Origin of the sequence: Parasaccharibacter sp. TMW 2.1884, assembly GCF_023337695.1 — a bacterium.
Classification (GTDB): Bacteria; Pseudomonadota; Alphaproteobacteria; order Acetobacterales; family Acetobacteraceae; genus Bombella; species Bombella apis.
Genome location: NZ_QORR01000002.1, coordinates 228,725 through 253,054, shown reverse-complemented (window position 1 = coordinate 253,054; position 24,330 = coordinate 228,725). Strand labels below are relative to the sequence as shown.

22 protein-coding genes and 1 other RNA gene are annotated in these 24,330 nt (G+C 61.7%); 11 read left to right on the top strand and 12 right to left on the bottom strand.

Going from position 1 to position 24,330, the window contains the following annotated elements:
* Positions 1–2: 2 nt before the first annotated feature.
* Positions 3–908, bottom strand: a complete 906-nt coding sequence (gene thyX, locus DTI93_RS05350) for an FAD-dependent thymidylate synthase (protein WP_043558921.1) — start codon at positions 906–908, stop codon at positions 3–5.
* Between the two features lie 143 nt (positions 909–1,051).
* Between thyX and ssrA the strand changes: the two genes are divergently transcribed.
* From ssrA to DTI93_RS05335, 3 genes are all read left to right on the top strand, one after another.
* Positions 1,052–1,375, top strand: a transfer-messenger RNA (tmRNA) gene (gene ssrA, locus DTI93_RS05345).
* Between the two features lie 135 nt (positions 1,376–1,510).
* A complete protein-coding gene (locus tag DTI93_RS05340) occupies positions 1,511–2,164 on the top strand; it encodes an SspB family protein (RefSeq protein ID WP_052348957.1) in 654 nt (217 codons plus the stop codon).
* A gap of 15 nt (positions 2,165–2,179) precedes the next feature.
* Positions 2,180–3,298 carry an AbrB family transcriptional regulator gene (locus DTI93_RS05335; RefSeq protein WP_249079888.1) on the top strand — a complete coding sequence of 373 codons (1,119 nt, stop codon included), beginning with the start codon at positions 2,180–2,182 and terminating at the stop codon, positions 3,296–3,298.
* Positions 3,299–3,411: 113 nt separating this feature from the next.
* On the opposite strand, the gene DTI93_RS05330 is transcribed toward DTI93_RS05335, so the two are convergent.
* Both DTI93_RS05330 and DTI93_RS05325 read right to left on the bottom strand, forming a co-directional pair.
* The gene (locus tag DTI93_RS05330) at positions 3,412–4,269 is read right to left on the bottom strand and encodes a hypothetical protein (protein ID WP_043558923.1); all 858 of its coding nucleotides are present in this window, start codon (positions 4,267–4,269) and stop codon (positions 3,412–3,414) included.
* Between the two features lie 71 nt (positions 4,270–4,340).
* Positions 4,341–4,559 carry a hypothetical protein gene (locus tag DTI93_RS05325; RefSeq protein WP_043558926.1) on the bottom strand — a complete coding sequence of 73 codons (219 nt, stop codon included), beginning with the start codon at positions 4,557–4,559 and terminating at the stop codon, positions 4,341–4,343.
* 256 nt (positions 4,560–4,815) lie between these two features.
* Between DTI93_RS05325 and DTI93_RS05320 the strand changes: the two genes are divergently transcribed.
* Both DTI93_RS05320 and DTI93_RS05315 read left to right on the top strand, forming a co-directional pair.
* Entirely contained in the window at positions 4,816–6,021 is a 1,206-nt protein-coding gene (locus DTI93_RS05320; protein ID WP_249079887.1) for a transglycosylase SLT domain-containing protein, read from the top strand.
* 25 nt (positions 6,022–6,046) lie between these two features.
* Positions 6,047–6,604, top strand: coding sequence for a DUF1643 domain-containing protein (locus DTI93_RS05315; RefSeq protein WP_043558930.1), 558 nt, complete (start codon positions 6,047–6,049; stop codon positions 6,602–6,604).
* Positions 6,605–6,662: 58 nt separating this feature from the next.
* On the opposite strand, the gene dld is transcribed toward DTI93_RS05315, so the two are convergent.
* The 9 genes from dld to DTI93_RS05270 form a co-directional block, all read right to left on the bottom strand.
* The gene (dld, locus tag DTI93_RS05310; protein WP_154981031.1) at positions 6,663–8,378 is read right to left on the bottom strand and encodes a D-lactate dehydrogenase; all 1,716 of its coding nucleotides are present in this window, start codon (positions 8,376–8,378) and stop codon (positions 6,663–6,665) included.
* A 171-nt stretch (positions 8,379–8,549) separates the two neighbouring features.
* Positions 8,550–10,442: a DNA mismatch repair endonuclease MutL gene (gene mutL / locus DTI93_RS05305; RefSeq protein ID WP_249079886.1), complete on the bottom strand. Its 1,893-nt coding sequence runs from the start codon at positions 10,440–10,442 to the stop codon at positions 8,550–8,552.
* A 67-nt stretch (positions 10,443–10,509) separates the two neighbouring features.
* Positions 10,510–11,067, bottom strand: coding sequence for a DUF3035 domain-containing protein (locus DTI93_RS05300; RefSeq protein ID WP_373364572.1), 558 nt, complete (start codon positions 11,065–11,067; stop codon positions 10,510–10,512).
* A gap of 55 nt (positions 11,068–11,122) precedes the next feature.
* Entirely contained in the window at positions 11,123–11,659 is a 537-nt protein-coding gene (gene lspA / locus DTI93_RS05295; RefSeq protein WP_081562907.1) for a signal peptidase II, read from the bottom strand.
* Positions 11,656–14,625: an isoleucine--tRNA ligase gene (ileS, locus tag DTI93_RS05290; RefSeq protein ID WP_086431552.1), complete on the bottom strand. Its 2,970-nt coding sequence runs from the start codon at positions 14,623–14,625 to the stop codon at positions 11,656–11,658. The genes lspA and ileS overlap by 4 nt, the downstream gene beginning before the upstream one ends.
* 70 nt (positions 14,626–14,695) lie before the next feature.
* Positions 14,696–15,628 carry a bifunctional riboflavin kinase/FAD synthetase gene (locus DTI93_RS05285; RefSeq protein ID WP_249079885.1) on the bottom strand — a complete coding sequence of 311 codons (933 nt, stop codon included), beginning with the start codon at positions 15,626–15,628 and terminating at the stop codon, positions 14,696–14,698.
* Positions 15,629–15,677: 49 nt separating this feature from the next.
* Positions 15,678–15,953: a twin-arginine translocase TatA/TatE family subunit gene (locus tag DTI93_RS05280; RefSeq protein ID WP_043558941.1), complete on the bottom strand. Its 276-nt coding sequence runs from the start codon at positions 15,951–15,953 to the stop codon at positions 15,678–15,680.
* 102 nt (positions 15,954–16,055) lie between these two features.
* Entirely contained in the window at positions 16,056–16,511 is a 456-nt protein-coding gene (locus DTI93_RS05275; protein WP_043559339.1) for a CHAP domain-containing protein, read from the bottom strand.
* 121 nt (positions 16,512–16,632) lie between these two features.
* Positions 16,633–17,238: a regulatory protein RecX gene (locus DTI93_RS05270; RefSeq protein WP_249079883.1), complete on the bottom strand. Its 606-nt coding sequence runs from the start codon at positions 17,236–17,238 to the stop codon at positions 16,633–16,635.
* A 91-nt stretch (positions 17,239–17,329) separates the two neighbouring features.
* Between DTI93_RS05270 and DTI93_RS05265 the strand changes: the two genes are divergently transcribed.
* From DTI93_RS05265 to DTI93_RS05240, 6 genes are all read left to right on the top strand, one after another.
* Positions 17,330–18,973, top strand: a complete 1,644-nt coding sequence (locus tag DTI93_RS05265) for a D-aminopeptidase (RefSeq protein WP_249079881.1) — start codon at positions 17,330–17,332, stop codon at positions 18,971–18,973.
* A gap of 205 nt (positions 18,974–19,178) precedes the next feature.
* Positions 19,179–20,354: an aspartate aminotransferase family protein gene (locus DTI93_RS05260; protein WP_043559342.1), complete on the top strand. Its 1,176-nt coding sequence runs from the start codon at positions 19,179–19,181 to the stop codon at positions 20,352–20,354.
* Between the two features lie 12 nt (positions 20,355–20,366).
* Positions 20,367–21,335, top strand: a complete 969-nt coding sequence (gene argF / locus DTI93_RS05255) for an ornithine carbamoyltransferase (RefSeq protein ID WP_081562912.1) — start codon at positions 20,367–20,369, stop codon at positions 21,333–21,335.
* A 78-nt stretch (positions 21,336–21,413) separates the two neighbouring features.
* Positions 21,414–22,391: an Hsp33 family molecular chaperone HslO gene (locus tag DTI93_RS05250; protein ID WP_043559345.1), complete on the top strand. Its 978-nt coding sequence runs from the start codon at positions 21,414–21,416 to the stop codon at positions 22,389–22,391.
* Positions 22,388–23,494: a hypothetical protein gene (locus DTI93_RS05245; RefSeq protein WP_249079880.1), complete on the top strand. Its 1,107-nt coding sequence runs from the start codon at positions 22,388–22,390 to the stop codon at positions 23,492–23,494. Before DTI93_RS05250 ends, DTI93_RS05245 begins: the two co-directional genes overlap by 4 nt.
* Entirely contained in the window at positions 23,481–24,323 is an 843-nt protein-coding gene (locus DTI93_RS05240; protein WP_249079877.1) for a hypothetical protein, read from the top strand. The genes DTI93_RS05245 and DTI93_RS05240 overlap by 14 nt, the downstream gene beginning before the upstream one ends.
* Positions 24,324–24,330: the final 7 nt, after the last annotated feature.

Here is a 24,330-nt window from a genome sequence, read left to right as displayed (position 1 = left end):
TCTCAGCCCTCCAGAACAGCCTGCATCTCTGTCCATTCCCGCTTCGTCAGGCCGGATGTTTCCTGCGTGACACTCTCCCCGGCAAGGCGGCGGCGCAGCACCTTCAGCATCCCGGCAGAGAAGCTGTAAGCTCCGAGGCGATAATCCTCAAAAGCCTGTGCTGTATGCGGTACCCATGCCTTGAGAATCTCGATCATCTTCTGGGCATAGACACGGATTTCATACTGGGCATGTGGGTCGGACCGCAGCGCCAGAAAATGCATCAGATTATGGAGGTCAATCTTCCAGTACCACTGCGTGTAGGTGTTGAGTGTCAGATTGATGCGGGCCAGTTCCCGGGCCACACCCAGCCCCTCCGGGTCGAGCAGCTGCTCATAGTCGCCATAACATTGCAGGGCATCCCGCTGGAGAATGGACAGCACCTCTGCCGCTGTCTCTGCGCTGAGGGTCTCGCCCCGCCCCTGATTGTTGACCTTGCTCTGCGCAGCAATCTGCGTGGCATCGGGCAGATAGAACTCCCTGTCCAGTACGGAATACCGGGCAGAATATTCATTCACGCTGGCCATGCGGTGACGAATCCACTGCCGGGCGACAAAAAGTGGCAGTTTCACGTGAAACTTGATCTCGCACATTTCAAACGGTGTGGAGTGACGATGCCGCATCAGATAGCGGATGAGCCCGGCATCTTCCGACGTCTTCCGTGTTCCTTTGCCGTAGGACACACGGGCCGCCTGCACGACAGCCGAATCATCCCCCATATAGTCCACGACACGGATGAAACCATGATCCAGCAGCGGGAAAGGCTCAAAAAGAAGTGCCTCCATGGCCGGAACGGTCGGCCGCACCGTCTGGTTGGGGGCGGCACGCACGGCCTCTATTTCGGAACGCTGCTCGTCTGTCAGGGCCATGACTTCTCTCCCGCTCATCTGGCTGTGCCGGGCTATTATCCACGGAAGTGGATCAGCACGGCCATCCACCTCCCCCAGCTACTGAATGTAACCATAACGGTGACAGATGTAACCGCCCAGATGGCAGAAGGGAAGGCCCGTTTCACCTTGCCATACCGGACATAACTGCCTATATTTGTCCCTGCCGGAGGCTTCGGCCTTGGCTATGGCGATAAACGGTAGATGGAATAAGTGTTGTGGACCCGGGGGCAGTGCCCGGCGTCTCCACCATCAGCCTTCCAGGCTGGCGCTATGGGGACGAAACAGGCTCGACACGCATGGTAAAGATCTACTTTTTGCCCGGTATTGTTCCGCCGTCATCGGGCTGACTTTACAAGTGCCAACGATAACTCTGAGGTGCTCGCTGTTGCTGCATAAGCGATAAGCGCGGTCCGGGGGGTGCACCGGGCAACAGAAGCCCCCCCACCTGTTTCTTTTCTGAAACACCATCCCACGATAAAAGGTCGGGCCGGAAAATATGCAACCCGGCCCCTTGCGATTTCATGCCGCCTGTCGCACACCTGAGGTAACTTCCCAGATGCAACAGGTGATGGTGCTGTTCCATGAGTGATGATACCAACGGCTCCGACGGGCTCGGCCCCTCCATGCCAGCCAGCCTCCTCCCTTATGACCGCTGGATGGAGGATGCCCAGCGTATCGTCATGATCAAGGCGCTGGACCATGTCAGCGAACATGGCCTCCCTGGTGACCATCATTTCTACATGACATTCCGTACCGACATGCCGGGAGTGGACATCCCCTCCCGCCTCAAGGATCGCTACCCGGAAGAAATGACCATCGTCCTGCAACACCAGTTCCAGAACCTGACGGTGGACCATGACACCCGGACCTTCTCTGTCGGGCTGTCCTTTGGTGGCATCCCCAGCACCCTGCACATCCCTCTGGGAGCGGTCACGGCCTTTGCGGACCCTCACATCCATCTCGTCATGCATTTCACGCCCCAGCAGCACATGGCAGATGCCGACACTCCGACAGACCCTGACCTCCACGGAGGGGACAAGGGCGGTCTGGCCGAGGTCCACACCTTCCACCCCTCGGCAGACGAACCGAAGGCACATGCCGGAACCAGTGCAGGCCATGACGGTGACTCCCATGACCAGGAAAATGAGGGGGCGAAGGTTGTCAGTCTGGCAGCCTTCCGCAAGAAACCCTCAGGCAATGATCCCTCTGGAACCCCTGATGACAGGGACCGCTGAGCAGGGACCGGGCGTGTGACCCTGTCCTCCCTCTCCTGGCGCTCCCATGGGTCACGATGGGCAGAGCTGGTATTTTTTTCTGCCGTGATTTCCGGCCTCTTCATGCTGCTGCATCTGACAGCGGGCATGATGCTGGGCCCCATGGCGGCCGGCATCATCCTGTCGATCAGGAACCGTGGCGTCACCATCAAACCCGTTTTCTTTACCATGGCACAGGCCATACTGGCCTGTGTGGTCGTCAACAGCCTGACAGGCTCTGTCCTCCACCACATCATGTCCCACTGGGTACTGGTTCTTTTCAGTGTCCTCTCCGTCATCCTTGTCAGTTTTTCCACGGGGGCCTGTCTGGCCTGGTTCGGGGTCATGCCGGGGACGACGGCCCTCTGGGGCACATCACCGGGCGCAGCCTCCACCATGGTCATGCTCTGCGGGTCTTTCGGAGCTGATACAAGACTGACAGCCTTCATGCTCTATTTCAGGGTCATCATGGTTGCCGTTGCCACGTCCCTGATTTCATGGATCGTCATACGCACGGGCCACGCCACTCCCACGCCCGCACCAATGCGAGGCAACCTGCTACCTACACTGCTGCTTGTCGCCATCAGTACAGTCATCGGCCTCAGGCTGCGTTCACCAGCGGCAACACTTCTGCTGACCATTCTGACAGGTGCCACAGCCCAGCTGAGTGGCCTGTTCCAGATCAGCGCCCCTTTCTGGATCCGCATCCCGGCCTATCTGACCATCGGCTGGTCCATCGGGCTGCGTTTCACCGCACCCGTCCTGCGTTACGCACTCCGCTCCATCCCAGCGGTCGCCCTCTCCTCCATGACACTCATTGCCAGCTGCGCCCTGCTGGCCCTGCCGGTAGCCCATTTCGCCCGGATTGACCTCCTCAGTGCCTACCTGGCCACAAGCCCGGGCGGGCTGGACACCATCATCGTCATCAGCGCCAACGTCCCGATTGCCCTGCCCTTCATCATTGCCATGCAGACAGCCCGGATGCTGGCCATCATCACGCTCGGGCCAGCCATTGCCCGTCCCCTTGGGCGATGGCTGGAACGCCATACCAGCCGCACGGCCGCCATGCCTGAGCAGATGGAGCAGCTGCCCCGCTCCCCTTCCACAAGCAAGTAACCCCGGAAGAGTGCACGGCCACGCCGCCTGCTGGCATGACGGCAAAGAAAAACCCTCCACGAAGGAGGGCTTTTCCATATTCCAGCACTGCCTGAATGGGTTGAACCCCCATTCTATCTCAGAGCATCAAACTCACTGACTGCATCCGCCTGATAAGACCGGCGGGCCTTTTCGAGATACTCTTCCCACTTCGGAACATAATAGCCGTATCCAGCCGGATTCTGGAAAAACCAGTGACGCCAGGCATGGAAGACATGATCATGCTCACGATAGGCCGGATCATTCAGCAGATGCCGCGCAGCAGGTGGCTTGGCCGCATGAAAATGGACGATGGTAGCGTTGTCATCCACCCCCCAGTAAGGCTTCCAGTTGAAGCGGGCGGAAAGTGGGCTCCACTGTGCATTGTAGAAAATGCGCAGCAGCTCCTGATCATACCCAGCCACATGGTCCAGATTATCGCACAGGAAATCCACCATTGCTGGCAGGTCGCGGCGCATACGCTCGAGGTTCATCACCATGACCCCCGAGTTCATGTCCACGTAGTAATCCTGCTTGCCGAACTGCCCGCAAGCCGCAAAGATTTCCGGCGTGCAGAACTCGACCTGCGGGTCCTTCAGGAACATCACGTCACAGTCGGTGTACAGGACGTACTGGTCATCCTGCTCCAGCAGGGGCAGCTCCAGCCGCATGAAGGCACCAGCCGCCGTAAAAATGTAATTGGGCCATTCCGGTTTGAGGCGACGCTGGGCCTCCAGCAGGCGGTCATAGAAATGCAGACGGTGAAAAATGACATTCACCCCGGCAGCCCGCATCTCCCGCGTGAAGTCACATTCGTTTCCATCAAACACCATGTGCGGGATCAGCGTCGTATTCTCACGGGCCGACTGTACGGCAGCCCGGATACAATCGATAAAACCATGATCAGGGTCGTTGGACAGTGTCTTCTCTGTAATCGCAAAAAACCACTTCATCCCTCAACGCTCCCTGACACCCAGTCTCTCAGAATCATATGATCATTCATTCGCCATGCCCCACTGACACGTCACCAGTTCCGGGAAATCAGCCAGAACTCTTCGGACGTCAGCGTCACCGTCCCCTGTCCTGCCGTATCTGCGGCGGCTCTGGCAAGAGCATGTATACGCTCGATCAGGATCGTTTTGCGCTGATGCGCCTCAGAGGTCTCCCTCTCCCCGGCCAGCGTCTGCAGGGCCAGCTCGGCAGCACGGGCAACACGGCCTGCATCCAGCGCAGCGTAAGACATGATCTCGTCCTTCAATTCCTACCAATAAAACCATTCCCCCGCCTCGGGCAGGTACAGAACGGAGCAGCTCCAGCTGCCAGCCAATATAATCCCCTCTACAGTAGTCCCGTTTCCTTCCTTTTTTCAATCCCCTACCTTCCATTAAACCTCTTTTATAACGTGATCTTTACTTATAAAAACCAGGCTCCTCTCTGCCCTCCATCATTTCCATGATAGGGAGAGGAAGCTCACGCATGTCCCTGTTCAGGAAGCCCCCATGATACGCACTGCCCCGTCCTCTACCCTGCGTATGGTCCGCCTCTGCCTTGCCCTGCTCCTCCCTGCCCTTCTGGCAGCCTGCGCCACACGTCCCAGCGGCAACAGCCCGACCATGCCCGTGCTGGAGGAACAGGCAGACTATCAGGCCCATGCCCGCTCGCACTACACACCGCCCGGCCCGCCTGAAGACCCCTGGGGGCCTTACATCAATGAAGCATCAAACCGTTTCGATGTGCCTGCTGAATGGATCAGGGCCGTCATGCATCAGGAATCAGGGGGGCATCTGTATGACCGTTATGGCAACTTCATCACCTCCACGCCCGGCGCCATGGGGCTGATGCAGATCATGCCACCCGCCTATGACGACCTGCGGACCCAGTACAATCTGGGACCTGACCCCTACGACCCGCACGACAACATTCTCGCCGGAACAGCCTATATCCGCCAGATGTATGAAATATACGGCTCTCCCGGCTTTCTGGCTGCCTATAATTATGGCCCGGGCAGTCTGGACCACTACCTCCGCCAGAACAGGGCCCTCCCACGGGAGACACGCAATTATGTGGCGGCCATTGCCCCCAAGATCATGGGCATCTGGCCGCATCAGCGCTCCCGCAATGACCTCATCGTGGCCCGCCATGACAGGACGGCGCAGGGACCCGCCCGCATGGATACGGCCACACCTCTGGATGGTGGTGGGAGCTATGACGAAACCACCACGGCCGGACAGGCTGTCCAAACAGCCGAAACACAGGACATCCGGGCCGCATGGGCCGCCCGCGGTTTTTCCTCCCCTCAGCCGCAGCCAGCAGCTCCCATCGCCCGGCCCCATTCGCCTCCACCACGCTCCTTTCCGCCAGAACCACAGAGAAATACGCTGCGCATCCAGTCCATTCCCCTGGCTGATGCCCCAGCCAGACGGAGGGGAGCGACAGACATGCTGGCCGAATCAACCCATGACTGGGCCATCCAGCTGGGGAGCTATGCTGGTGAAAAACAGGCCCTCATGGTTGCCACACAGCTACGCCCCCGCATTACCCCCATTGCCGGCGGGGCCTCCGTCCATGTCATGCCCGTTCGTACGGCCAGAGGTACACTCTACCGGGCCCGGCTCATCAACCTGACGCACAGCCAGGCTACCGGAGCGTGCAAGCATCTGCGAGGGACCATAGACTGCCTGACAATTCCCCCCAACGCTCCCTGACCATCATCGGAGGAACACACGGGACATGCCGCACACACCGCACCATGTCGGCACGGCCAGGCCACTCCGGCTCGCTGATGATGTCACCAGCACGGCCCTCTATGCCGGGCCGGGTGACTGTTACCGCTATACGCTCAGGCGTATCTGGAATGAGACAGGGCCCCTCATCATGTGGATCATGATGAATCCCTCTGTCGCCACGGAATATGGAGATGACCGTTCCGTGGCCAAATGCCAGCGTTACAGTCGGCAATGGGGTTATGGCGGCATGTTCGTGGGCAACAGCTTCGCCTATCGCTGCACGGACCAGAAACGCCTTCTCGAGGTCGCCGACCCCGTCGGCCCGGAGACCGACCACTACCTGCTGGACATGGCCGGACAGGCTGAACTCATCGTGCTGGCCTACGGCACCCCGCAGGCCAAGGAGCTGCGCTACCGGGGACCTGAGGTGGCACGGCTGCTGCTCCGGGCTGGTCACAAGGTCACGGCCCTGCGGCTGAGCCGCAAAGGCCATCGCCCCGAACACCCGCTCTATCTCCCGGCGGACCTTACACCCGTCCCCCTGACGGCAGACGATTTCTGATCCACCTCCCACCACGCAGACAGGGCTTTCCCGCAAGGGGAGGCGCGCCCATCTGGCTTCAGACGCTTTCTGCGACCCAATTTTTCTTCTTTGTCTGACGGCCAATGCCGGGATTCAAACAGTTGCAAGGATCGAGCGAGCGATAATGGGCGGCCATGCTCTGCGGAGCATGATAGAGGTGCCCCACATTATGCTCGGCCGGATAACGGGCTCCCCGTTTGTCCAGTATTGGCCACATCATGGTCGTCTCAACTTCCATGGGGTCCACACCAGGCCTGACAACATAATCCTGATGCATGACATGGCAGAGGAAGTGCCCGTAATAGAGCTTCAGCAGCAGCTGGTCGTCCACCTCCGGCGGAAGACGCTCCTGCCACTCCCAGTCATTGCGGCGCAGAGCGACATCCAGTGCCATCATGCCACCCGTCTTCCTGCCATGAACAGCCACATACCGGTTTGCTGCCCCCGCCGCCGCAAACCGGTGCAGAAAAGCCAGCGTCCCCTCCTGCGCCGTACACTCAAAGAAGGCACCCTCCACCTCCTGCCCTTCGGTAAAGAAGCTCTCCAGCCATGGGCGGACCTGCCGGGCCAGCGTGCCAGATACACGCAGCATGAGGTGATGGTCATATCTCTCGTGATAGGCCCTCATGCGGGCTGGCACCTGCGAGGGCAGGAACCGGCTGCCAGACTGCATGAGCAGGTCGCTCAGCCCGTCCGGTACCCATGAGAAACGCCGGGCAAAGGCATCCACACGAGCCTTCAGACGGAACATGAGCGGCAGATGTTTCGTTCCCAGAAAGCGGATCAGCGCCACGGTATCCCGCCCGTATTCATCCGCAATGGCAAAAGCATCCCGATGCATGTATTCACCCGCAACGGGCAGCTCCTCAAACGCCGTCAGAAGATGCCGCCGGACCTTTTCCAACGTATCGGTCCGGTTGGTGCCAAGATAGAAGACGGCCGTATCCTTCGCTGCCGGGAAGGTATCCAGCCGCACGGCAAAGACGATCAGCTTTCCCGCATTACCGGATGCCTCGAACAGACGGCCCGGGTCCGCATTGTAACGCCCCGGGGATGCCTCATCGACCTGGCGGATACGGTTGACGTAATCATCATCATGGGCCTTTCTCGTGCCCGACCAGTCCACATCATCCGGGCTGTAACGACCATGTTCCAGCGCATCCAGCACGGATTCTGCCACAGCTTCATCCGGGAAGCGGATGCCCAGATGATTGACCAGATTCAGCCTGCCCTCGGCATCCACCTGTCCATAGAGGGCCATTTCCGTATAAGCCGGACCACGCTGCACCAGGGCCCCGCCCGAGTTGTTGCTCACCCCCCCGAGGACAGAAGCCCCGATGCAGGAAGACCCGATGACCGAATGGGGTTCCCGCCCCAGCGGAGCCAGTTTTTCTTCCAGCTCGTAAAGATCCGCCCCCGGCAGGCAGACAACCTGTCGGCCTTCTCCCAGAAGCTGGATACCTTTCAGCCTGCGTGTGCTGATGAGAATGATCGGCCTGTCATAATCGTTGCCATCCGGTGTGGAGCCGCCCGTCAGCCCTGTATTGGCCGCCTGCATGAGAATGATGCGCCCTGATTCCACCGCCAGCTTCGAGACACGCCACAGCTCAACCAGAGAGCCGGGAATAACGACGGCTTCCACCCGGCCATCACCAAACCGGAACCCCTTGCGGTACCCGTAGGTCGCACTTTCCGAGGTCAGGACATATCTGGTGCCAACAACAGATTTCAACTCGCCAACAAGATCGACCATTCCATCCTCTTTCCGCCCCCTTCCTTCAAGATCAACTCCGGGAAGGAAAGGGCACATCCATGAAACAAGATGTGACATTACCTCTTTCAATGCGATGAAAACCATAGAAAGGCCCTTTGGGCCGCCCTGTTTTCCTGTCAAAGAAATGTGAAATGCCTTTCGGCACCAGTATTACCTGGTCCGCCCGAAAAGTTTCTCCAGCCCGTCCTTGTCCAGCTTCAACCATGTCGGACGGCCATGAGGGCAGGTATTGGCCCGGGGATGCTGCTCCATGCCCCGCAACAGAGCATCCATTTCCTCCTGCTTGAGAATACGGCCGGCACGGATGCTGCCATGACAGGCCATCCGGGCCATGATGGCTTCAAACCGCCCATCCAGACTGTCTGTCTGCCGGGCTGGCAGGTCAGGCATCTGCACGAGTTCATCCGCCACATCCCGCAGAAGGCCCGCCACGTCACTACCGCTCAATGGGGCGGGCAGACTGCGGACCAGAACGCTCCCACTGCCAAAAGATTCTATCTCCAGACCAAAACGGGCCAGCTCCTCCGCACATCGTGACAGCGCCTCGGCCGCCCCATGCGGCAGATCAACCACCTCCGGCATCAGAAGGGCCTGCGCCTGCACGGCCCCTTCAGCAAAACGGGCACGCAGGCGCTCATGGGTCAGACGCTCATGGGCAGCATGCTGGTCTGTCAGGATCAGGTCACCATCCGGGGCAATCGAGAGAATATAGGTGGCATGAATCTGCCCGATCGGCACACCAAGTGGCTGCTCCGGCTGTCTGCCGCCAACAGACGGATGAGGCACCTCCTCCCCTCCGCCATCTTCCACCTGCGCAACCCGGCCCGACGTCACATAACCCTGCTGCGGCTCTGCAAGGCCGGGAGCAGACTGCCGCTCCATCACGGCAGACGAAGCAAAACGGCGAACGGACGTCCCCAGACCAAGATCGGCCGGAGGAACAGCCCGGGCGCCCGTATGATCATATGAATAGGACGTACCCGGCACATTCTGCCCAATGGAAGCTGCCCGGCGGCCAATGATGCCAAGATCGGCCTGTATGCCTCCACCGTCCCCGGCGCTACGGGCCAACGCACGCCCCACAGCCCCAATGACAAAAGCTCTCACCTCGGCCTCATCCGCAAACCGCAGCTCTGTCTTGGCAGGATGGACATTCACATCCACACGATCAAGCGGAAGGCGCAGATGCAGCAGGAGAACAGGGAAACGCCCTTTCTCGATCACGGGCCGATAGGCCACCCGTATGGCAGTCCGCAGGATGGGGTCCATCACAGGGCGATTATTGACCAGCATGAACTGGCCGCTGCCTGTCCGCCTGGTTTCACCCGGACCACAGATATACCCGCCCAGCCGCATGGGGCCACGCTGCTCATCAACCGTCAGAAGGCCATCTTCGGGCACATCAAGAATGCTGGCCACACGGGCACGGACATCCTGCGGCGGCAGATTGAATATCTCCCGCCCATCCATGATGAAACTGATGGCACAATCCGGCGCACTCAACGCCACACGCCGCATGACGGCTTCAGCGTGATTGCCCTCCACTCTGGCTGTCTTGAGAAATTTGCGGCGGGCCGGTGTCGCAAAGAACAGGTCCCGCACCACAACACGGGTCCCCACAGAACCAGCAGAAGGCACCGGCCCGCTGACAACACCCCCCTGCACGGAAAGCTCCCAGGCCGTTTCAGCCGTTTCTGTCCGTGATGTCAGGAAAAGGCGGGCACTGGCCCCGATGGATGGCAGCGCCTCCCCCCGAAACCCCAGTGTTTTTATGGCCGTCAGGTCATCATCCGGCAATTTGGAGGTACAGTGCCGCTCCACCGCCAGGGGCAGCTCCTCGGCTTCCATCCCCCGGCCATTATCCCGGACATCAATCAGCTCACAGCCGCCCCCCCGCAGGGTGACCTCAAGACGGGTCGCCCCGGCATCCAGCGCATTTTCCACCAGTTCCTTGAGCGCCGCCGCCGGGCGCTCCACCACCTCACCAGCGGCAATAAGATCCACAACATGGCTGGAAAGACGGCGGATGACAGGCCTCATCATGACTTCTCCTCAGACAGGAGGCAGAACAGGACGGAACACCAACCGCAAAAGGAGAGCCTGAAAGCTCTTATTTGCCACCCTTCCGCAGGGTCGGCGTGGCGCCTTCAGCAAAGCTCTGCCCCAGGGCCGCATTCTTCTGGATGCGGCGATTTTCCGCTTCGCCATCCACAACATTGCCAGCCCGGCCACCCCGCCAGAAAAGAAGACTGTCCACAAATCCAGCATCAGCATCGCCAAGTTCGGCATTGTTCGGACCACGGGCCGCCGATGTGGCCCGCTGGACAAGGGCCTCCTGCCCGACGCTCTCCGTCCCCTCATTGGGGTGAAGAGCGACATCCGGGGCGAGCGTCTCCAGCGCCTGCATACGGGGACTTTCATCCGGGCGGTTGGCACTGGCTGCCCCCGGAAGGGCCAGTTTCTCCGAGGGTGGCATGGAGAGTGGCGCACGGGTCGTCACGGCGTATTCATCCGGCAGGCTGCGCTGAAGGCCGAAGCCACGCGCCACATCACTGCCGGAGCACCCAGCCAACGCCAGCCCGAACGTGGCCAGAGCACCCAACCGGACTCCGTGACGTATAACTGAAGGAGCAAAAAGCCGCATGACAGGTTCCCGCACTGCACTCACAAAAAGATGCCCAATCCTATAGGGCCTGCCTGCAATGGGCAAGCCGGTTGTCACTTCAGCCATTCCGGCTCCGCCGCTCCGCCAGAAAGGAGTCCAGCAGCCACAGGCCAACACCACAGACAATGCCGGAATCCGCAATGTTGAAAACATACCAGGACCATCCCCCGACATGAAAATGCAGGAAATCCACTACAGCCCCGTAATGAAGACGGTCTATCACATTGCCAATGGCGCCCCCGATGATTCCGCCGCAGGCAAGACTGACCAGCCGACGGCGTGACCGCAGAAGAACGACCAGAAGCCCCAACACTGCCAGCAGGGAGATGGCAATGAACAGCCAGCGTCCGTGCCCGCCGAACATGCCGAACGTCACGGCGTGATTCCATACCATCGTGAAGCTGAGGCAGGGCATGACATCCATGGTCCCCCGTGCCGGCAGGTTCAGCCCGTAGAGAATCCATGCCTTGCTCGCCTGGTCCACGAACAGGACAGCAAGAGCCGTTACCAACCCGACCAGCCGCCACCGTGGCGACCCCGGTACAGGGGCCGGGGATGCGCCGCTCCCTGTACCTTCAGCCCGGGCCGACCTCATGCACTCACCGCACCAAAACAGCGCAGGCAGAGATGGCTGTGGTCCTCATTCTGCCCGACATCAGGCAGGACACGCCAGCAGCGGGCACATTTCTGCCCGTCCGCACGGCTGACCCTCACCTCATCCTCGGCCTGACCCGGCTGCACATGGACCTCGGACGCCAGGCAAAGCTCCGCCCAGTCGATCCCTTCGGACACGACCTGCTCATCGGCCGTCAGGGGCAGATGGACCTGGGCCTCCAGCGAGGAGCCGATCAACCCTTCCCGACGGGCGACTTCCAGAGCCGTGGTGACACGGCGGCGGACCTGACGCAGGGTCTCCCACCGTCCGGCCAGTTCAGGATCATGCCAGCCTTCTTCCGGCACGAAGAAGCGCTCCAGATGCACGCTGCCTTCCTGCCCGAAACGGGCCTGCCACGACTCTTCCGCCGTGAAGACCAGAGCCGGGGCCAGCCACGTCGTCAGGGCACGGTGCAGCACGTCCAGCACGGTGCGGGCCGCCCGGCGTGCATGGGAGTCCGTTGGATCGCAATAGAGGACGTCCTTGCGGATGTCGAAATAGAAGGCCGACAGCTCATTGTTGCAGAAATTGTGCAGCAGCGGATAGACGCCGTTCCACTGATGGGTCTTCACCGCCTCCTGCACACGCTGGTACAGCTCGTACAGACGGTGCAGGATATACTGCTCCAGCAGCGGCAGGGCCTTGCGGGCCTTCACCGTTGCCTTGTGGCGGAGGGCACGGGCCGCCTCGTCCGGGACCAGCCTGTCCAGCATCACGTCCACCGGGGCGGACACGTCATCCCAGCCCAGCGGCAGGGCCTCGGCCTGCGTGAAGCCATCCAGTGCCCCCAACAGCCAGCGCAGCGTGTTCCGCACACGGCGGTACAGCTCGCCCTGCTGCTTGAGAATCTCCTGACTGATGCGGAGGTCCTCATTGGTATCAGAGTTCAGGACCCACAGGCGCAGCACGTCCGCACCCAGCGTCTTCGTCACGTCATCAGGCACGATGGTGTTGCCGAGGGACTTGGACATCTTGCGCCCCTGCCCGTCCAGCACGAACCCGTTCGTCACGACCGTCCTGTAGGACGCCACGCCTTCGGCCCCCACACTTTCCAGCAGGGAGGACTGGAACCAGCCGCGATGCTGGTCGGAGCCTTCCAGATACAGGTCGGCCGGGTAATTCACGCCCTCCTGATGCAGGACGAAACGATGGCTGCATCCGCTCTCGAACCAGACGTCAACAATGTCGAAAACCTGATCATAGTCTTCCGGATTGCGGCCTTCACCGAGATAGACGGCAGGGTCCGTGTCATACCAGGCATCCGCCCCACGCTCCCGGAAGCTCTGCACGATGCGGGACATCACATCGGCATCCCGCAGCACCTCACCGGTGCGTTTCTCCACGAACACGGCGATCGGCACGCCCCAGGACCGCTGGCGGGAGATGCACCAGTCCGGCCGCTGCTCGATCATGCTCGTCAGGCGGCGGCGGGAGCTGGCCGGTACGAAGCTGATGTCATCAAGGGCCTTCAGGGCACGCTCACGCAGGCCTGGGCCACCCTCATCCCCTTCACGGGGCTCCATGGCGATGAACCACTGCGGCGTGGCCCGGAAAATCACCGGCTTCTTGGACCGCCACGAATGGGGATAGGAATGGACGATCTCCGCCCGGGCCATAAGGCCACGGGCCGGGGCACCGTCCTGCCGGGCCTGATCCCGCACCTGTGTCAGCAGATCACATACGGGCTGCGTGGCCTTGAAGACATGAACACCCCCAAGCTCCGGCATCCAGTCCACATAGGTTCCGTTGTCGCAGACCTCTTCCGTCACTTCCACGCCGTGGGCACGGCAGAGCATGAAGTCGTCATGACCATGCGCAGGGGCCATGTGCACCAGACCGGTACCGGCATCCGTCGTGACGAAATCACCAAGCAGCAGCGGCACGTCATAATCAAACCCACGCCCCCGCAGCGGATGGGCGAACACGGCTCCTTCCAGCGCACGGCCGGGAAGAGTGTGAAGGACCTCATGCCCGGTAACGCCTGCGCCGGAGAGGAAGTCTTCCAAACGGTCCACGGCCACGATCAGCTTCGCCCCGACCGGCACGAGACTGTCCTCGGCCACGCCGGTGACATGGATGACCGTGTAGGTGATATCCGGCCCGGCAGCGAGTGCCCGGTTGACGGGGATCGTCCACGGGGTCGTGGTCCAGATCACGGCCGAGGCACCGGAGAGCAGCTGCCCTTCCGTCGGGTCCTTCACATTGGGGAAAGCCACGAACAGGGTCGTGGAGGTGATGTCGTGATATTCGACTTCCGCCTCGGCCAGGGCCGTCTTCTCGACCGGACTCCACATCACGGGGCGCAACCCACGATAGAGACGGCCATTGAGAAGGAACTTGCCGATTTCCTCGGCAATCTGCGCCTCGGAGGCGAAGTCCATCGTCACGTAGCGGTTGTCCCACTCCGCCTGGATGCCCAGACGCTTGAAGTCCTCCCGCTGGGCCTCCACCCACTTTGCGGCATATTCCCGACATTCCGCACGGAACTGGAGAACCGGCACGGCATCCTTGTCCTTGCCCTTCCGGCGATATTCCTCCTCGACCTTCCACTCGATCGGCAGGCCGTGGCAGTCCCATCCCGGCATGTAGCGCACCTGCGCCCCATTCATGCGCTGAGCACGGTTGATGACGTCCTTCATCACTTTGTTGAGGGCATGGCCGATATGGATATGCCCGTTGGCATAGGGCGGGCCATCATGCAGCGTGAAGATGCTGTCCGCCCGACGCCCGGCCTCCGCTATCTGGCCATCCAGCCCCGCCTCCGCCCAATGGGCCAGCATGTCCGGCTCCCGCTTTGGCAGGTTGCCCCGCATGGGGAAAGACGTCTTGGGCAGGAAGACCGTTCCCCGGTAACGCTCCTGCTGCTCACGGAAAACGGTATCGGTCTTTTCTACAGGCTCAGACATGGAATAGGTGCGCCAGCTCTCAGTACGGGATAAAAATAACTGTACTTATGGAGAGAGCCTGCCGTCCCGGTCAACCCCCTGTCTTGCCGAGCACCTGCTTCGCCTGTGCGGCATCTGCCGCAATATGGGCCTTCAGCTCATCAAGGGAGGAAAAGCGTTTCTCGTCCCGGAGCAGGGCAACCAGCTCCACCCCCAGAATCTGGCCGTACAGGTCCTCATCCACATCGAAAAGATGAGCCTCCAGCCGGCTCTCCCGCCCGTCATTGATGGTCGGGCGGCGGCCAAGATTGGCCACGCCGGGCACGAGCCGGCCGTCCGGCATCTGCACCCTCACGGCATAGACACCCCTGGCAGGCTCCAGATGCTCCTTCAGCGCAATGTTGGCTGTCGGGAACCCCAGAAGGCGCCCCCGCTGATCCCCCTGGACCACCTCTCCCGTGATGGCCCAGTTGCGCCCCAGAAGCTCCGCTGCCTTCTCGGGATAACCCTCCTGAAGGAGACGGCGTATCCGGCTGGAAGACACCGGCCCTGCCACATCCGCCAGCTGCGGGACGATACTGACGCCCACACCATGCTCCACCAGAAGCTGCTCCAGAAACGTGACATCACCCTCCCGCCGGTACCCGAAGGCGAAGTCCGCCCCACAGGCCACATGAGCCACATGCAGCCCCTCGATCAGCACATCCCGCACGAAGGCCTCGGCACCCAGATGGGAAAAAGCCTCATCAAACTCTGCCTGCACGATGCAGCTTACGCCCTGTTCCTTCAGGGCGGCGGCACGCACCTCCGGCCGCATGAGACGGAAGGGTGGGTCCTGCGGACGGAAAAAAGACCGTGGATGTGGCTCGAAGGTCAGCACCCCCAACCGACAGCCGGGGCGAGCCATCTTCAGGCTCTGAAGCAAATGGACATGACCTCGATGCACGCCATCAAAATTGCCCAGAGCCACGGCCGCACCCCAGCAGGAGCGGGGCACGGCCCGCCAGTCTGTGCAGAAAGTCATATGGGTATCATCGGGTCTTCAGGTGCCGGAACTGTTCCGCAGAGCGGGATCAGCGGGAACGGTGGCTTTCATCATCAGCCATACGGGCATCCGGCTGCTGATGGGGCGCTGCCGTACCCTGCTGGGGCTGGGGCGGGGACAGACGTTCGTCAGCCTGCTGCGGGGCGGCGGTTCCCTCCCGGTCATCCTCGGCCATGCCCTTCTTGAAGGATTTGATCCCCTTGGCGAAATCGCCCATCAGGCTGCTGATCTTGCCGCCACCACCGAACAGCACCAGTACAATAACGGCAAGGATTATCCAGTGAATCGGACTCATGCTGCCCATAGGACCATACTCCCTGATAAGGTTGAGGCGTCCCCCATGTGGCAGGGGCGTACTGATTGTGCAACCCCCGGCCCATGGGCCCACCCATGTCGTGAAGGCATCCTAGCGCATTGGCAGGATAAAACCATAGGTGGGATATGCACGCCTGCCCATACTTCCTGCTGGGGCCCACCAGACCCGGACCAGCGACCAGTCCCCCCTTGGGGAGATGTCCTCCACCGGCACACTGTGCTCAATACGCCCGCCAACCCAGTTGGCATGATCCACTTCAATCCGCCGCCTCGTCCGCAGGCGCCGCACGACCGACACATGCCCATCCGGAATACGGGAGCTTGCCCGGAACACCAGCACACTCCCCGGCTGTGGCCTGTGGCTACGCTGGTAATGGCCCCGGGCTTCCCACCACCAGCTGGCAGCCCGCCCCCGCAGGTTGACCCCACTCACCTGCCGCGCATAAGGCGCACACTGCACCGGCCCATGGTAGGATCCGACCGAGCTGCATGCTCCGAGAGTGAGGCAGACACACAGGGCCAGCACCTCCTTCCGGCGGTCCCACATCTGCCATCCCTGCATGACAGCCCCGCTTTTCTGCATGGTCCACCTCACGCTCTGCCCATTCTCGCCAGACATCAGCCTAACCGGACATTGAGGCTGAATCTGGTTCCTGCCCAACGGAACATCACAGGGACCGGAATCCGATAATCAGATCTTCCGCATCCTCCCTGTCCATTCCAAGCGCCTTCTCCGCAACATCCTGCGCAAAACCGTTGCGGGCAAAAATGGCCAGTACCTTCATGTGTTCCTTCTCCGGCCTGTCGGGCCTGTGGAATGGCCCGACCGCCCTTTTGCGAGCCAGGATGAGTGCGGCGGCCAGTTCGGCCTGATGGGCCTGCTCCTCCCCTGCCTCTCCCAGGCTCTCATCCACCGCCTGCCGGACCGTCTCACCATCAACGCCCCTTGCCTGAAGATGGGCCTGCACAGCTCGGCGGGACCGCCCGGCACGGACCAGATTGCGGGACCTGGAACGGGAAAAGGCCGCATCATCCACAGCTCCGAGGCGCCCCATCTCCTCCACGATCTGGTCGATAACCGGCAGGCAGACGGCCTCATGTGCAGCGACCTCCTCGGCAAACATGCCAGCCCGGGCAGCCCGTACCCCCCAGCGGCGAACACGCCGCTGCAACATCTGCCGCAAGCTTTGCCGGGTCGTGGCAAAGCGGGCCAGATGGGCCAGAGCTGCGTCTTTCAGGCTCTGATAATCTGGTGAAGGTGGGATAACATCCATGCGATCAGTCCATAACTTGCTCTTGCCCTGCCCGTCCAAAATCTTCATCACTGGTAACAGGCCTCTCCATAGTACCCGCCAGTGAGTTCTCATGCACGCACAACACTCCATCCTGCCCCGGACCGGGCGCCTGAAGGAAGAAATGCACGCCACGGCCACCCGTTATCCCGGCCCCGGTGGAGCTGTTGCCGTCCTGCATGAGGGGGAAGTGATCGCCCGGCACTGCTGGGGCTATGCCTCGCTGGAACGCCGCCTGCCTTTCACGCCCGCAAGCCTGTTCCGCATCTGTTCCATCACCAAGCAGTTCACCTGCGCCACCCTGCTGGACCGTTACGAAAACCCGGAAACCCTGGCCCCATACATCCACAGGCGGCTGCCCCGGCTCCGCTCCGACCCGCCCACTGTCACACAGCTGGCTCACAACCAGTCCGGCCTGCGGGATTACTGGGCCGTGGCCATGCTGCATGGTGCCGCCATTGAAGGCACATTCAGCCCGGCGGATTCCGACAGGGTCATCACCGGGACACGGTCCCTCCAGTTTCTTCCCGGCACATCCTATTCCTACGTCAACCAGAATTTCCGTCTGATTTCCGAGGCGATGGAAGAAGAAAGCGGGCTGAGCTTTGCCGAGCTGCTCCAGCAGCATGTTTTCGACAGGGTCGGCATGAGGCGGGCCATCCTGGCGGCGGAAACCAGCGCCCTGCCCGATGGCACAACCGGCTATGAGGGGACACAGGAGGGCGGCTACTGGCCCGCCCGCAATCACATCTACTGGACAGGGGATGCCGGGATGGCAGCCTCGCTCGATGACATGATCGCCTGGGAACGTTTCATCGACCAGCAGCGTGATGACCCCGAAGGCCTCTATAACCGCATGAGCCGCCCCGTCCTGTTCGATAACGGGCACAAGGCGCCTTACGGCTTCGGGCTGCAGCATGGCACCATCGCAGGCCATGAGGTCACAGCCCATGGCGGCGCCCTGCGGGGCTGGCGGTCCCACCGGCTGCACTGTGCCGCCTTGCGCCTCTCTGTCGTGGTCCTCTTCAACCACATGTCCCCGGCCCAGCAGGCCGCCGCCAACCTGTTCCGGGCCTTTCTGGGAGAAGAGGGAAAACCGGCTGCCCGACAGGCCCCCTCTGGCAGACAGGCTCCCCATGCACTGGAGGGCCTCTGGCTGGATGAGGAAACCGGCCTCTCCGCCCGCATCACCGCAGCAGCACCGGGCAAGCTTCAGCTCCGCTACCTCATGCTGCCGGAAACGCTGGACATCATCTCCCCCCAGCTTGCCGAGGCCGGGAACCTCCGTGTGCGGCATATACAGGGCGAACACATGCAGGCCAGCACACAGGAAATCCCCACGCCCCACATCATCATGGAACGGCCAGGGGAGAACCGGCATGCCCTGCTCCGCCCCTACCCTGCCAGCCCCCAGCCCGACCCGAAAGAACTTGCCGGAGACTATGAATGTGAGGAGCTGGACGGCTCCCGTTTCACCATCACCAGCCAGAGCGGGCTGCTGCATGGCGGGTTCTCCGGTTTTCTGGGAACAGGGCGGATGGAACGGCTGACCGGACTGGGACCGGACCTGTGGGCCTTCCCCTGCCCCCGGGCTCTGGATCACACCCCGCCCGGCGACTGGACCCTCCACTTCGAACGGCGGAACGGGCGCCTCCACCAGCTGCGTGTCAGCTGCTGGCTGGCACGGAATCTCATCTATCGGCGGCTGCCGGACTGAAGGCCATGCGTCCGGCTGCAAAGCCCTCCATGGCCTGCCTGCAAAACAGGGTTTGACGATTCCCCGTTCTGCAAGCAGTATGGTCGGGCAGCTCCCCCTGATCTGAAAACCGGACAGGGGTATTTTCCGTTGGAGGCATGGAACTGATGCGCCACCGGATACGGGCTGTATGTCGTTGATTTTTCAGACCGGGAACGCGTCCACCATGATCGCCTCCATCATGCCGAACTACAAACGCTTTGACCTTGCCTTTGAGCATGGCGAAGGCCTCTGGCTCACCGGCACGGATGGACGACGCTATCTGGACTTCGGGGCTGGCATTGCCGTGTCCTCCCTTGGCCACAGCCACCCGGCCCTCGTGAAGGCCATCACCGAACAGGCCAGCAAAGTCATCCACGTCTCAAACCTCTATCAGGTTCCACAGGCCAGGGCCCTGGCGGACATGCTGGTGGCGAACAGCTTTGCGGATTCAGTCCTCTTCTGCAATTCCGGTGCGGAGGCCAATGAGGGCCTCATCAAACTGATCCGGCGGGCCCAGTACAAAAATGGTCACCCTGAACGCACACGCATCATCTGTTTCAACAATGCCTTTCATGGACGGACACTGGCCACCATTTCCGCAACCGGCAACCCGGCCTATCTGGAAGGGTTCGGCACACCGGTGGAAGGGTTCGACCATGTGCCCTTCAACGACCTCAACGCCGTCCGGGCCGCCGTGACAGACCAGACAGCCGGCATCCTACTGGAACCCGTGCAGGGGGAAAGTGGCATCCGGGCAGCAGACCATGAATTCCTGCAGGGCCTCCGTGCCCTGTGCGATGAGAAAGGCCTCTATCTGGGCATTGATGAGGTACAGAGCGGCATGGGCCGTACCGGTACGCTCTTCGCCTTCGAGCAGGCAGGCATCACACCGGATGTCGTGTCCTCCGCCAAAGGCATTGGCGGGGGCGTACCGCTCGGGGCTGTACTGGCCCGTGAAGACTTGGCCCAGCACCTCACACCCGGCACGCATGGCACCACTTATGGCGGCAACCCACTGGCCTGCTCGGCCGGGCTGGCCGTGCTGAAAGAGATTCTGTCACCCGGCTTTCTGGAGCATGTCCGCAAGACCGGTGCCGCCTTTGGCACAATGCTTGAAGCCTGCGTGAGGGAATATCCCACCATTTTCGAGGAAGTCCGTGGTGTCGGACTGATGCGGGGCCTGCGCTGCCGCATCCCTGTCGGGGATGTTCTGGCCGCTGTCATGGCCGAGGGCCTTCTGGCCATAGGCGCAGGGGACAACGTGCTGCGTCTGGTTCCGCCCCTCATTGCAACCGAGGCTGACTGTCAGGAAGCCTGCACCCGCATCGGGCGTGCTGCTCACGCCCTTGCCAACAAGTAAGGAGACACCTGCGTGAGTACCACCAAGGCCTCATCGCCCCGTCACTTCCTGGACATCAAGGACCACTCCACCGAGACACTGCGGCACATCCTCACGCTCGCCGCACGGGTCAAGGCTCTCCAGCAGGGGCGCAGACATCCGCTCTGCCCCGGCCAGCCACTGGCCGGCCGCGCGCTGGGGCTGATGATGTCCCGCCCCTCCACCCGCACCCGTGTCTCCTTTGAAGTCGGGATGAAACAGCTTGGCGGGACCGTCAACGTGCTGGCTCCATCCGACATGCAACTGGGGCGTGGAGAAAGCATTGCCGATACGGCCCGTGTCCTCTCCCGTTTTCTGGATGTCATCGTGCTGCGCACGGGCAAGGATGCCAACCTGCGTGAGCTGGCCCGCTGGAGCAGCGTGCCGGTCATCAACGGGCTGACACCGATCTCCCACCCTGTACAAATTCTGGCCGACATCCTTACCTTTGAGGAACACAGGGGGCCGATCACCGGCAAAAAACTGGCCTGGATCGGCGATGGCAACAATGTTGCCACCTCCATGATCGAGGCCGCAGCCCGACTGGGCTTCACCCTGCATCTGGCCACACCGGAAGGGGAGTTCACCCCGTCCGAAACCGCAGTGCAATGGGCCCGGGACAATGGCGGTGACATCCGCCTGACGCATGACCCCAAGGAGGCCGCAGCAGGAGCGGATGCCGTCATCACGGACACATGGGTCAGCATGGGGGATGAAGATGCGGAAAAACGCCTCAGGCTGTTCCGCCCTTACCATGTGGATGAAACCCTCATGGCGCTGGCCTCACCCCAGGCCCTGTTCATGCACTGTCTGCCTGCCCATATAGGGGAAGAAGTCAGCAAGGCCGTGTTCGAAAGCCCGGCCTCCATCGTGTTTGATGAAGCCGAAAACCGCCTGCATGCCCAGAAAGGGCTTCTGCTCTGGTGCATGGAGAAGGATGATCTTTCGGCCTATCAGGGCTAGACCCTTCCGCCTGATGCCTGCCCCGGAGGGGGTAGGGCATCAGGCCAGGCAGGCCCGACAGAGAGGATTGTGACCCCGGTGACAGAAACCACCACGCCCGCAGCAACGCCCCGCCCGCATGATGTCCCCGACCTCACGGTCGCCCATGCCATCACACCGTTCCATCTTGGCCATGTGCCAGTACGGGGGCGGCTGATCACACTTGGCCCGCTGGCCGGGGCCATCCTCTCCCGCCATGATGAACTGCCAGAACCGGTCCGCCTCCTTGGCGGACAGGCGCTCGCCCTCGTGGCAGCCATGGCGACGGCCCTCAAATTCAAAGGGTCCTTCTCCCTTCAGGTCAAAGGAGACGGACCTGTTTCCCTGTTCCTTGCAGACTGCACCGATACAGGCGAACTGCGCTTTACCGCCCGCATGGCTGAAGATTACACCCTCCCCCTGCCGGAAGATGCTTCCGGACTGCTGGGCAAGGGCTATATGGCCTTTACCGTGGATCAGGGGCCGGATACCGACCGTTATCAAGGCATTGTCGGGCTCGAAGGCCCCACTCTGGCTGACATGGCCGAACATTATTTCCAGACCAGTGAGCAGCATGACTGCGCCATCCACCTCTTCTCCCGCCATACGGAAGCGGGCTGGCAGGCCGGAGCCCTGGTACTGGAACGCCTGCCAGACAGCACCCCGATTGCGGGCAATGATGACCACAGACCAGCCGATGCCACCATCCAGGACCTGTGGGAAACGGCCTGCACCTTTGGCCAGACCCTGACGGCAGAGGAGCTCTTCAACCCACAGCTCTCCCCCGGGGCGCTCATCAACCGTCTCTTCGGCACGCTGGATGTGGAGCTGGCCCCGGCCAGGCCTCTCTCCTTCGGCTGCCGGTGCAGCCGGGCCCGCCTCCAGGGTGTGCTGGAACGTTTCAGCGGGGAGGACCTCGACCACATGGCACAGGATGGCGTGATCTCCATGGAATGCCATTTCTGCAACACGGCTTTCACCTTCACCCGTGAAAGCCTGCCCGATGGCCAGAAAAACGGTGATGCTGGAGCGCCATGACAGCAGGGCTTCCAGTACCTCTCCAGCGGGACGGGCAGCCCGTCGAACGGCTCTATCCGGGTTGGCAGTGCAACGGGCGTCATCCGGCCCCTGCCGGGATGGAGGTCCTGAGTCTCCAGCACAGGCACACAGGGCAGGAAGCCTGCTGGTGGCTCACACCTGAAGGGGATATCCTCGCCTGCCACGCCCTGGCGCTGGACAAACGCTGGAGCCAGAAGATCAGGGAGGCCGTTGCCCCCGCCCTACAGCAACTCAGCACGACGCTGCTGGGCCGGGTAACGCCCCTGCCAGCCGAGGCCTGCTTCCCGCATGAGGCCATGGCCCCACTCACCAACCTGCCGCACACGGCCCGCCTCCAGCTGCTCGGCCTCTGGTTCCGCTCTGTCAGCAGGTCGCTTCTTGTCCTGTCTCCCGCCACACTGCTGGATGGTGAAGAGACCTCACTGGAGCTGGAGGCAGCGGATGCAACTGGCCAGCCCTTTGCGCCCCGGTTCATCCGGGCCATGCTGGAGACACGGCCCGCCGGCCCCCACACGCTGGCCTGCTCCCCTTTCAGTGGCCGCATCATCCGGGCCGAACTGACCATGCCGACAGACAGAGGTGTGGCCTGCCGCTTCAGTGACGAAAGAAACGGAGAAACCTTCTACCTCTTCTGGCCCGGCCCGGCAGGGCAGATAGACCCGCAAACAGCACAGCAGCCCCTTTTCTACCACCCGCAGGGTGAACTCCTGCTGGGAGATGGGCCGCTTACGCCACTGGTCCCCATCTTTCTCCTCTCATGGTTCATCAGCAACCCCAACTGCATTGAGGAACTGAAACATGCCCACCCCTTCCGGCTGGAAGATTATGGCGTGGGCAAGGCCTCGGCCCTGTGGAAGGACATCGCCCTGGCACCTTCGTCCTCCCAGACCGATACACAGGCCACCACACAGGAAGAGACTGGACAAAACCGGACATCTTTTCCATTTTCTTCCAGACACTGGGGGCAGTCTTTCTTTTTTGAGGCCGGTCGGACAGCAGGCCTGCCCGACCGGGACCGGCTCACCCCGCAGGACCACGAAAAAACAACAGGCGCCGGACATGAAAACCATGACGAACCATAGTGCCAGAACGCCTCATCTGGTCAGCCGCATGAAGCTGCGTTCCTCTCTCTTCAGCCTGGGAATGGGCTGTGCGCTGGCTCTGCTGGCAGGCTGTGCCTCCGGCGGTTCCGGAGAGGAAACATTCCCGTCACCGGATTACAGCTACCTGCCCCCCCTCAACCTGAATGTCAGCCAGGTTGATGTCAGCAACCAGGTCCAGCCCGACAGTGACGCCCTGTCCTCCCACAGCCCGACCAACCCCGCCGACGCTCTGGCCCTTATGGGGCGCCAGCGCCTGCACGCCATGGGAGCATCCGGTACGGCCAGCTTCACCATCACGAAAGCGGAGATGAGCAAGGCCCCGCACCATGCCCTCAGCGGGAGTTATACAGTCCAGCTGAACCTGAATGACGCCGCCAGCCATCACCACGGCTTCATCACGGCGCATGTCCAGCGCACGATTGATGCCCCGGGCAAGCTCGGGCTGGAGCACAACCTCCATACGCTCAACACGCAGCTCATGGATGACATGAATGTCGAGCTGGAATACCAGGTTCGCAGCCATCTGGCCTCATGGCTGACGGACGCAACAGGCACACCGCTGAATGCCGCCACCATCCAGAGCCAGGAGCTGAGCAGCACGGATCTGTCCGGCACACCCCCGGCTGCACCGCAGCCCCCGGCCAGCACGGTCGTGACCGGTGCCACCGCAACGGCAGACCGGGCCGTTGGCAATGCTGCCAGCACTGCCGGCAGCTGGCAGAAACCGGCTGATACGGAAACAGGCCAGGCACCTTCCGCAGGCCGCATCCATTCTCCCCAGCCCCACATGCTCACCCTGCCCCAATAACGGACCT

Excerpts from the sequence above, each read along its gene's own strand:
- DTI93_RS05320 (WP_249079887.1), top strand. The coding sequence starts at position 4,816 with ATGATACGCACTGCCCCGTCCTCTACCCTGCGTATGGTCCGCCTCTGC.
- DTI93_RS05285 (WP_249079885.1), bottom strand. The coding sequence starts at position 15,628 with ATGACTTTCTGCACAGACTGGCGGGCCGTGCCCCGCTCCTGCTGGGGT.
- DTI93_RS05280 (WP_043558941.1), bottom strand. The coding sequence starts at position 15,953 with ATGGGCAGCATGAGTCCGATTCACTGGATAATCCTTGCCGTTATTGTA.
- DTI93_RS05330 (WP_043558923.1), bottom strand. The coding sequence starts at position 4,269 with ATGAAGTGGTTTTTTGCGATTACAGAGAAGACACTGTCCAACGACCCT.
- mutL (WP_249079886.1), bottom strand. The coding sequence starts at position 10,442 with ATGATGAGGCCTGTCATCCGCCGTCTTTCCAGCCATGTTGTGGATCTT.
- ileS (WP_086431552.1), bottom strand. The coding sequence starts at position 14,625 with ATGTCTGAGCCTGTAGAAAAGACCGATACCGTTTTCCGTGAGCAGCAG.
- DTI93_RS05260 (WP_043559342.1), top strand. The coding sequence starts at position 19,179 with ATGATCGCCTCCATCATGCCGAACTACAAACGCTTTGACCTTGCCTTT.
- thyX (WP_043558921.1), bottom strand. The coding sequence starts at position 908 with ATGGCCCTGACAGACGAGCAGCGTTCCGAAATAGAGGCCGTGCGTGCC.
- DTI93_RS05325 (WP_043558926.1), bottom strand. The coding sequence starts at position 4,559 with ATGTCTTACGCTGCGCTGGATGCAGGCCGTGTTGCCCGTGCTGCCGAG.
- DTI93_RS05270 (WP_249079883.1), bottom strand. The coding sequence starts at position 17,238 with ATGGATGTTATCCCACCTTCACCAGATTATCAGAGCCTGAAAGACGCA.
- lspA (WP_081562907.1), bottom strand. The coding sequence starts at position 11,659 with ATGAGGTCGGCCCGGGCTGAAGGTACAGGGAGCGGCGCATCCCCGGCC.
- DTI93_RS05245 (WP_249079880.1), top strand. The coding sequence starts at position 22,388 with ATGACAGCAGGGCTTCCAGTACCTCTCCAGCGGGACGGGCAGCCCGTC.
- DTI93_RS05315 (WP_043558930.1), top strand. The coding sequence starts at position 6,047 with ATGCCGCACACACCGCACCATGTCGGCACGGCCAGGCCACTCCGGCTC.
- DTI93_RS05275 (WP_043559339.1), bottom strand. The coding sequence starts at position 16,511 with ATGTGGGACCGCCGGAAGGAGGTGCTGGCCCTGTGTGTCTGCCTCACT.
- DTI93_RS05340 (WP_052348957.1), top strand. The coding sequence starts at position 1,511 with ATGAGTGATGATACCAACGGCTCCGACGGGCTCGGCCCCTCCATGCCA.
- dld (WP_154981031.1), bottom strand. The coding sequence starts at position 8,378 with ATGGTCGATCTTGTTGGCGAGTTGAAATCTGTTGTTGGCACCAGATAT.
- DTI93_RS05265 (WP_249079881.1), top strand. The coding sequence starts at position 17,330 with ATGCACGCACAACACTCCATCCTGCCCCGGACCGGGCGCCTGAAGGAA.
- DTI93_RS05240 (WP_249079877.1), top strand. The coding sequence starts at position 23,481 with ATGACGAACCATAGTGCCAGAACGCCTCATCTGGTCAGCCGCATGAAG.